Annotated in this window: 14 protein-coding genes; 12 read left to right on the top strand and 2 right to left on the bottom strand. The window is 51.5% G+C overall.

What is annotated here, in order from left to right:
* Both E0L21_RS10090 and E0L21_RS10085 read right to left on the bottom strand, forming a co-directional pair.
* A partial coding sequence (locus E0L21_RS10090) for a YmfL family putative regulatory protein (protein WP_328590659.1) occupies nt 1-276 on the bottom strand: 276 nt, incomplete at its 3' end.
* A 25-nt stretch (nt 277-301) separates the two neighbouring features.
* Nucleotides 302-499 carry a Cro/CI family transcriptional regulator gene (locus E0L21_RS10085; RefSeq protein WP_131409057.1) on the bottom strand — a complete coding sequence of 66 codons (198 nt, stop codon included), beginning with the start codon at nt 497-499 and terminating at the stop codon, nt 302-304.
* A gap of 99 nt (nt 500-598) precedes the next feature.
* Between E0L21_RS10085 and E0L21_RS10080 the strand changes: the two genes are divergently transcribed.
* The 12 genes from E0L21_RS10080 (at nt 599) to E0L21_RS10025 (ending at nt 7,205) form a co-directional block, all read left to right on the top strand.
* On the top strand, nt 599-1,255 hold the full coding sequence (locus E0L21_RS10080; protein ID WP_131409055.1) for a LexA family protein: 657 nt from the start codon (nt 599-601) through the stop codon (nt 1,253-1,255).
* 742 nt (nt 1,256-1,997) lie between these two features.
* A complete protein-coding gene (gene rdgC, locus E0L21_RS10075) occupies nt 1,998-2,927 on the top strand; it encodes a recombination-associated protein RdgC (protein ID WP_131409053.1) in 930 nt (309 codons plus the stop codon).
* A gap of 88 nt (nt 2,928-3,015) precedes the next feature.
* Nucleotides 3,016-3,558 (top strand): HD family hydrolase, encoded by a 543-nt coding sequence (locus E0L21_RS10070; RefSeq protein WP_131409051.1) that lies wholly within the window; start codon nt 3,016-3,018, stop codon nt 3,556-3,558.
* A complete protein-coding gene (locus tag E0L21_RS10065; RefSeq protein ID WP_131409049.1) occupies nt 3,549-3,962 on the top strand; it encodes a hypothetical protein in 414 nt (137 codons plus the stop codon). Before E0L21_RS10070 ends, E0L21_RS10065 begins: the two co-directional genes overlap by 10 nt.
* Nucleotides 3,959-4,465 (top strand): hypothetical protein, encoded by a 507-nt coding sequence (locus E0L21_RS10060; RefSeq protein ID WP_131409047.1) that lies wholly within the window; start codon nt 3,959-3,961, stop codon nt 4,463-4,465. The genes E0L21_RS10065 and E0L21_RS10060 overlap by 4 nt, the downstream gene beginning before the upstream one ends.
* Nucleotides 4,462-5,223 carry a hypothetical protein gene (locus E0L21_RS10055; protein ID WP_131409045.1) on the top strand — a complete coding sequence of 254 codons (762 nt, stop codon included), beginning with the start codon at nt 4,462-4,464 and terminating at the stop codon, nt 5,221-5,223. The genes E0L21_RS10060 and E0L21_RS10055 overlap by 4 nt, the downstream gene beginning before the upstream one ends.
* Nucleotides 5,220-5,510 (top strand): hypothetical protein, encoded by a 291-nt coding sequence (locus E0L21_RS10050; protein WP_131409043.1) that lies wholly within the window; start codon nt 5,220-5,222, stop codon nt 5,508-5,510. Before E0L21_RS10055 ends, E0L21_RS10050 begins: the two co-directional genes overlap by 4 nt.
* 2 nt (nt 5,511-5,512) lie before the next feature.
* On the top strand, nt 5,513-5,752 hold the full coding sequence (locus E0L21_RS10045) for a hypothetical protein (RefSeq protein ID WP_131409041.1): 240 nt from the start codon (nt 5,513-5,515) through the stop codon (nt 5,750-5,752).
* Nucleotides 5,749-5,952 carry a hypothetical protein gene (locus E0L21_RS10040; protein WP_131409039.1) on the top strand — a complete coding sequence of 68 codons (204 nt, stop codon included), beginning with the start codon at nt 5,749-5,751 and terminating at the stop codon, nt 5,950-5,952. The genes E0L21_RS10045 and E0L21_RS10040 overlap by 4 nt, the downstream gene beginning before the upstream one ends.
* Nucleotides 5,949-6,692: a DUF551 domain-containing protein gene (locus E0L21_RS10035; protein WP_131409037.1), complete on the top strand. Its 744-nt coding sequence runs from the start codon at nt 5,949-5,951 to the stop codon at nt 6,690-6,692. The genes E0L21_RS10040 and E0L21_RS10035 overlap by 4 nt, the downstream gene beginning before the upstream one ends.
* 1 nt (nt 6,693) lies before the next feature.
* Complete coding sequence (locus E0L21_RS10030) at nt 6,694-6,930, top strand: hypothetical protein (protein WP_131409035.1); 237 nt, start codon at nt 6,694-6,696, stop codon at nt 6,928-6,930.
* Complete coding sequence (locus E0L21_RS10025) at nt 6,930-7,205, top strand: hypothetical protein (RefSeq protein WP_131409033.1); 276 nt, start codon at nt 6,930-6,932, stop codon at nt 7,203-7,205. The genes E0L21_RS10030 and E0L21_RS10025 overlap by 1 nt, the downstream gene beginning before the upstream one ends.
* Nucleotides 7,206-7,214: the final 9 nt, after the last annotated feature.

Below are 7,214 nucleotides of genomic sequence, written 5' to 3'. Positions count from 1 at the left end.
AAAAAGGTCGACGCGATCGAGATCTTCAAAGGTTGGGACTTCCACCAGCAGACAACCGCGGCGCTTCGCAAAGTAATCAGCCAGGAATGAGGTATTCGATAAGTCCTCCATCGCTTCCAGCTCTGTCACTTCGAAAAACCGGCAACCGTTTTTCTCGTAAAGGTTGTTATTGAACTGCGTGGCGGTCATGCCAAGCGCACCGGCCATGGCTTCACGTCCACCGGGATAGGCTTTACACATCGCCTTAACCACTTCTTTCAAACTGTGCTCTACCATGTTGTTTTCCCTTTGGTAGTTACGGTTAAGCAGCCGTTTCGTTAGGCTTTGCGTAAAGCGTCGGATCGACCTTTAACGCGTTGTTGGTGATGGTCTGGATTTCAAAAGCGCGACCTTTTGGAATTACATTTCCCCAGCCTGAAACTGATGCGTGAGAAATACCCAGCAGCCTCGCAAGGTTGCTCACACCGCCGAAGTAAGAAAGCACTTCGTCTTTGTTCATATGACCCTCTCATGTAGTAAATGGGAACATCTGAATAGTAGGATATCTTACATATAGAGGTCAAGGATTCCTACATAGATAAATGGTAGGATTGCCTACATGAAAATGAATGATCGCATTCGCTCACGCCGTAAAGAGCTAAAGCTGACTCAGGCTGTTTTAGGGAAGCTCGTTGGCGTTAACCGTGTAACAGTCACTGGCTGGGAATCTGGTGATTATGCTCCTGGTGGTTCTAACCTTCAGGCGCTGGCTGCTGCTCTAAAATGCAATCCACAATGGCTCATTGATGGTGTTGGCGATCCTGAAAGTGATGCACCAGCGTTAAGCCCTACAGATAAATTTGGAGTGAAGCAAATCCCTGTCCTGACTTGGGTTCAGGCTGGTGAATGGACTGAATCTGCATCGCCAATAACACAAGGTGATGTTTCTGAATGGATTTATACAACTGCAAACCTTTCTGATGAGGGATTCGCGCTGAGAGTACGTGGCGATTCAATGACTAATCCAAATGGAGCGCCAAGTATCCCAGAGGGCTCTTTAGTGATAGTTGATCCGGATTATGGTAGCCCATACGAAGTTAACGGCCGGATTGTGGTAGCTCAGATTGAAGGTTCCACTGAGGCGACATTGAAAAAATTCGTTATCGATGGACCGATGAAATACCTTGTCCCTTTGAATCCAAATTATCGAGTGCTTGAGGTAAATGGAAACTGCCGTATTGTCGGCGTCGTTAAACAGGTTGTTACCGACCTCTGAAAAGATCCGCAATTCAACCAAAGCCGCCAAGTGCGGCTTTTTTTTACCTATTAATGTAAGATTTCCTACTTTTTATATTGACACGATAAGGTAAGTTATCCTACATTCAATTCGTCGGTGTATGGCACATGCGTCGTTAGCGGTCCGGGGATTCCTTTGACAGTATCCCGATCCAGCGGGTAGCCGGAATGTGCAAGCCAGCCCCGTACTTCGGCCTGAGCGATTCACCATCGTGGCGGTTCGGTGTGGCAGCCGGAATAGACGGCACAGCCCAGACGATATCTGAGTGGCTTAAAAAACAGATGGGCGCCGGTGGAATCCCGGCTCACAACATGAAAGCGCACTCCTTCTCTCATCAGTTATGGGTGGCAGGTGTGATTAAGCGGGAGTGCGCTACCAGTTGTGATGTTCGTAAGCGCGATGCAGCGCCGGCCGACGCAAAGACCCGTAAATCGGCTGAGTAGCAGCAACTGGCTACCAATACCTAAAACAGAGCGGCGGGAAGTAAGCGGGAGTAGCGCCCCGGTGTCACAACCAAAAAAAATGCCAGCTGTAATCTTTGGCGGCGTCTGATCTTTCCCGTGAGGGCGCCGCAATTTTTTACACAACACAAGAGAGCATCACCGCCGGGACGGCTCATTCCCCAATCCCGTCGGGCGGCTTCTCACCGCAGGTGCTCTCCTGTGTTGTGTGGAGATACTAACCCGTAGCGCCTTTGCAGCGGCGCACAGAGGAACGCAAAATGAATCACCATTTTTTCAAAAACATTATGTCCTACCGCCTGAGCCGCGATGTGCAAATTATCGATGCCGGGAACACTTCAGATCTGGCTAAGCAGTTAGAAGACTTCCGCTTTACACCCTGTGGTAGCCAGAACATGGCTAAAGCTGGCTGGGTATCTCCGCTGGGTGAAATTTCAGATCAACTTTTCCATTTTGTTGGCGGACAGTTGCTGCTGGCTATCCGCCGTGAGGAAAAAATAATACCTTCTCAGGTTGTTAAAGACGAACTCACCAAGCGTATTAGCCGCCTTGAAAGCGAGCAGGGGCGCCGTCTGAAAAAGACCGAGAAAGACTCACTTCGCGATGATGTGCTTCACTCACTGCTACCTCGCGCTTTCACCAAAAATTCAACAGTCAGGATCTGGGTGAATACCTCAAATGCGCTGGTAATTGTCGATTCAGCCAGCGCACGCCGGGCTGAAGATGCGCTGGCGCTCCTTCGTAAAACTCTCGGTTCGCTTCCGGTTGTTCCTCTGACTCTCGAAACGCCGGCTGAATTAACCATGACTGAATGGGTGCGTTCCGGCGCTATTCCATCCGGCCTTGCGCTTGGAGCTGAGGCTGAGCTTAAAGCTGTGCTGGAGGATGGTGGTATCGGGCGATTCAAAAAACAGGATCTGTTTTCCGATGAGATCCGCACTCACCTTGACGCCGGGAAGCTGGTAACGAAAGTGGTTCTTGACTGGCAAAACCGCGTTCAGTTCGTGCTGGGCGACGATTTCAGTATTAAACGGCTCAAATTCTCCGACGAGCTGATAAGCCAGAACGATGACATTGACCGTGAAGATGCCTCACAGCGCTTTGATGCTGACTTTGTATTGATGACCGGCGAACTTAACCAGTTACTCACTGACCTGATTACTGCCCTCGGCGGCGAAGCCAAGCTATAGCAAAAAAAGCGACTTAACCCATGTCAATGGGTTGGGTTGCTGCAACCTAAATTTGGCGCGTTGCAGCGCGCACAGGAGATACAACGCAATGAAAGAAACCTTTATTCGTACCTTCACTGGCAAAAAGTTTGACTACCTGACGGCCACCGCCAGCGACATTGATATCGAAGATATCGCTAATGCCCTGTCTAATGTCTGCCGCTTTAACGGTCATCTGCCGGAATTCTACAGCGTGGCGCAGCACTCAGTGTTGTGTAGCCACATCGTGCCGGTTGAGCACGCGTTTGAAGCGCTGATGCACGATGCTGCCGAAGCCTATGTGCAGGACATTCCCGCACCACTGAAAGCACTGCTGCCTGACTACCAGCGCATCGAGGCTCTGGTTGACGAAATGATCCGCCAGAAGTTCGGGCTGCCTCGCGAGCATACACCTGTCGTCAAATATGCAGACCTCACCATGTTTGCGACCGAGCGCCGTGATCTGGATATCGATGACGGCACCACCTGGGCAATTCTGGAAAACATCCCGGCAACTGACCTGATACAGATTAACCCTCTCCGCCCAGGGCAAGCCTATGCCCTCTTCATGAATCGCTTTAAGGAATTGCAGGAGGCACGCCAATGCGCCTGAATGCTAAAGAGCTTATCGCTGATGCCCGCATTACTGCTCCTACTCTTCCACCAGCAGCAGCGAAGCTAATGACTGAAATGGCTGACCGCCTGGATGTTCAGTTTGCGGCGTTGTGCGAATCACGCGAGCAGGTTAAGCAGTTGGCTGCGGAGCGCGATTCTGTCGTGGCGGAGAATGTGGCGCTGAAGGACGTAGTGAAAGGCATCTATCCAAACCTCGCTATCGATGTATCAACAGAGACTGTCCTCGCCTCCCTGCGCGCAGAAGGGGTGGAGATGCTAAGGGATTCTATTCAAGAAATCGAATCTGCTCCAGAAGATACATGCGATTTGCATCACTATTGCACTGACTTCGCCGCCCAGCTCCGCAGCCAGTCTGAGCAGGTGAAGGGGGTGCAATCGTGAGCACAGGAATCGAACTGATGCAACACGCCCTCGGCATCAATGAGCGCCAGCGTGAACCATACCGCAATTACTTTCTCGCAGGTGGTGATCACCCTGATAACACAGAGTGGCAAAAACTGGTTGAGCAGGGATTAGCAAAGTCGTCCCCTGCGCCAGCATGGTCATGCGGTGATGTTGTTTATCAGGTCACAGATGCAGGCCAGGCGGTAGCTATTTCTGCGCTTCCTCAGCCAAAGAAGCCAACCCGCTATGACGAATACCTGCACTCCGAAGTTTGCGAATCGTTTGGCGAATGGCTCGGCATCCAGTTACCGGAATATGAGTGCCGCACAGTTGACCGATTCAAGGGGAAATACGAGTACCGCATGTTCCGGCGCTCTCGCATCTACTGGGATACCTACGTCGACGTGAAGGGTGACTGGTGCACCACTAAAAAAGCAGCCAAGGCCAGCTACAAAGCTGCGCTGCGGGCGGTGAAAGGCAACGCAGGAGAAGGACGATGAAAGAGATCATAGCCGTCTGGTTTTCTTGCGGAGCCGCCAGCGCAGTAGCAGCAAAAATGACTATCGAAAAATACGGGCAGACGCACGATATCCGCGTGCTGAATAATCCAGTGGCTGAAGAGGACTCAGATAATGCCCGGTTCTTGCGCGACGTTGAAAAATGGCTGGGTGTTGAAATCGAGTCAGTAGTTAATCCTATGTTCCCAAATGCCAGTGCTGTAGAAGTGTGGGAGCATCAGCGATACATGTCTGGCATAGCTGGCGCACCATGCACCAAAGCTCTAAAAAAACTCGCCAGAAAACACTGGGAGCTCAGTAACCGCTCAGATCATATCGTCCTCGGTTTTACTGCCGATGAGTCACATCGCGCAGACAATTTCATCAAAAATGAAAGGCAAAATTTGCTGCCAGTCCTGATTGATGCCGGATACACCAAAGGTGATTGCTTCCGCATTCTACTGGAAGCCGGGATTCAGCTGCCGCGCATTTATCACCTTGGCTACCCAAACGCCAATTGTATCGGCTGCGTAAAAGCCACATCCCCCACTTACTGGAATTTAGTAAGGCGCGTGCATCCTGATGTGTTTGCTCATCGGGCAGAACAATCACGCCGCCTTGGCGCTCGTCTGGTCAGATATGGCGGTGAGCGTATCTACCTTGATGAGCTTCTGCCAGATGCCGTAGGACGTCCGATAAAGGATCTTGATTTTGAGTGCGGTATTTTCTGCAAACCAGCCGAAGAGGACGAGGCAGCATGACTAACAACGACGAGATAGCGCTGAAGCTGAAACAGAAGGCTATGCGCCCTGATGATGCTGGTGGGGTGATGGTTAGCTGTATGTCATTACTCGCCATGCTGGCAGAGCGTGACGCCGACAAGAAGCGGATTGCTGAGTTAGTTAGCGCCATAGGCTCAATCAACCACGCGAAGCATCATGAAATGATGATACCCGGTGATGATGAGCCTGTTTACTGGCAGCGAAAAGAATGGGTTGAGTGGATTCTGGAACTTGCCGCTGGCATCAATCTAGAAGTGGGGGAGTGAAGATGGCTCGCTACATCGCAGTAATTCACAACTGGTTTATGGACAGCAAGGGTTTCAACATAATCGAACTTAACGCGGCAGATGAGAAGCAAGCTGATATCGAGGCCTGTGCTATTGCCCACAAAAGAAACGGCGACTTCAACAAAACAGCATGTGTGGTGCTGACTGTTCGTGACGCGGAAACTATTGCTCAGCGCAAACTGACATGGCGCGAACGCATCACCGGGAGGGCTTACAAATGACAGCACAACTGAGCAACGTAGCAATCGATATCAGCAAACATCCGCTGATTAAACAGGCATATGAAGTGTGTCAGGCCATCGAAAAATGCGGCGCGTCACCAGAACTGACAGATGCAGTTACAAAAGCATCCGCACTTATGCAAGGTATCGCTAATGTAATGGATCAGTGTGCAGGCAAAGGCGAGGTAACCAAACCATGACAGCACAACTGAGCCGGGAAGAGTTAAAACAGTCGCTCATTGAATGCAGCCAGAACGCATCCGGCATGTTCGAAGTTGGCGAAGACACTATGTGCGCAATGGTGGGACTACTTGAGGGAATGAGCAGCGAGCCGGTGGCGTGGGAATGCAAGGGGATACTATGTCACACGTTAGAACAGGCTCAATTGTATATCGGTAATCCAGAGCCACTCTACGCCGCACCGCCAGCGCTGGTGGATGACGAGTGGTATAGCGCATTGCAGGAAATGGTCAATGCAATGATTGCTTACGAGATGGATGTCGGTGAGCCTGCGCCTTACAAGCACAGAAAGATGATGATGCGAGCCGGGCATCTTCTGGAATCTCACCGCACCGCTATGCTCAAAGCCGAACCTGTAACGGCGGCTACGGTGCCGGATTGGTGGAAGCTGGTTCCGGTTGAGCCTACTCAGGAAATGATCGACGCGCATGTCGAAGGTGTTCAAACAGGTGGTATGCAAAAGGGATATCGCGCAATGCTCGCCGCAGCCCCGGCAGCGCCCACCGGATGGATTAAGTGCAGCGATCGTATGCCTGATGAGGGCGTCAGAGTTCTCGTGTATGACCGAAGTGAAAATGAGCAGTATGTTGCATGGTATTCTTTTGGTTGCTGGGCATATGGCGTTTCTCACGATTGCAATCTTGAATGCTATCCAACCCACTGGATGCCACTCCCGGCAGCGCCTGAGCAGGAGGTGTGAGGTGGAAACTATTCAGGATATCCGAAACCAGTTAGAAACCATTGTCACTGCTGCGCACCGCGTCGCATGCTCTCTTGATATTGGCGATGAGCGCACCGAAGCATTCGAGCTTTACGAAGCGCTGCGCAGACTTCAACGCCGTGGAGCCGCCAGTGAAATGCTGGCGGCAACAAATCCCCTTCTAAATTTCACATGTGTTGATGACGATGACGATGAATACTGGGACGAGGACGACTAATGCCCAGCAAACTCAAACAGCGGCGCACGCGCCGCCTTAAAGCTGATTTGTGGTGGTGGCGAGAGGAAGCAATGGACTGCAAAGCGCGGCTGCTTGAGCAGGCCGACGAGATCGCAGCACTGCGGCGGCAGATATTTCGTGTACCGATGCCGGTGCTCGTCCCTGCCCCGATCATGAAACTGGTGGCTCCGTCCACCAGCGAACCTGAAATTTGCTTGAAGTGTAACGACGGCACCAGGCTTGGCTGCTCGTCATGTGCATACAGACTGAAATAACCGGTTGCA

Source organism: Kosakonia quasisacchari, assembly GCF_004331415.1.
GTDB classification, from domain to species: Bacteria; Pseudomonadota; Gammaproteobacteria; order Enterobacterales; family Enterobacteriaceae; genus Kosakonia; species Kosakonia quasisacchari.
Note: the sequence above shows the minus strand (reverse complement) of the source record. Positions and strands in the feature narration are given on the sequence as shown.

Coding starts and splice junctions, on each gene's coding strand:
- E0L21_RS10085 (WP_131409057.1), bottom strand. CDS start 499: ATGAACAAAGACGAAGTGCTTTCTTACTTCGGCGGTGTGAGCAACCTT.
- E0L21_RS10080 (WP_131409055.1), top strand. CDS start 599: ATGAAAATGAATGATCGCATTCGCTCACGCCGTAAAGAGCTAAAGCTG.
- rdgC (WP_131409053.1), top strand. CDS start 1,998: ATGAATCACCATTTTTTCAAAAACATTATGTCCTACCGCCTGAGCCGC.
- E0L21_RS10070 (WP_131409051.1), top strand. CDS start 3,016: ATGAAAGAAACCTTTATTCGTACCTTCACTGGCAAAAAGTTTGACTAC.
- E0L21_RS10065 (WP_131409049.1), top strand. CDS start 3,549: ATGCGCCTGAATGCTAAAGAGCTTATCGCTGATGCCCGCATTACTGCT.
- E0L21_RS10055 (WP_131409045.1), top strand. CDS start 4,462: ATGAAAGAGATCATAGCCGTCTGGTTTTCTTGCGGAGCCGCCAGCGCA.
- E0L21_RS10050 (WP_131409043.1), top strand. CDS start 5,220: ATGACTAACAACGACGAGATAGCGCTGAAGCTGAAACAGAAGGCTATG.
- E0L21_RS10045 (WP_131409041.1), top strand. CDS start 5,513: ATGGCTCGCTACATCGCAGTAATTCACAACTGGTTTATGGACAGCAAG.
- E0L21_RS10040 (WP_131409039.1), top strand. CDS start 5,749: ATGACAGCACAACTGAGCAACGTAGCAATCGATATCAGCAAACATCCG.
- E0L21_RS10035 (WP_131409037.1), top strand. CDS start 5,949: ATGACAGCACAACTGAGCCGGGAAGAGTTAAAACAGTCGCTCATTGAA.
- E0L21_RS10025 (WP_131409033.1), top strand. CDS start 6,930: ATGCCCAGCAAACTCAAACAGCGGCGCACGCGCCGCCTTAAAGCTGAT.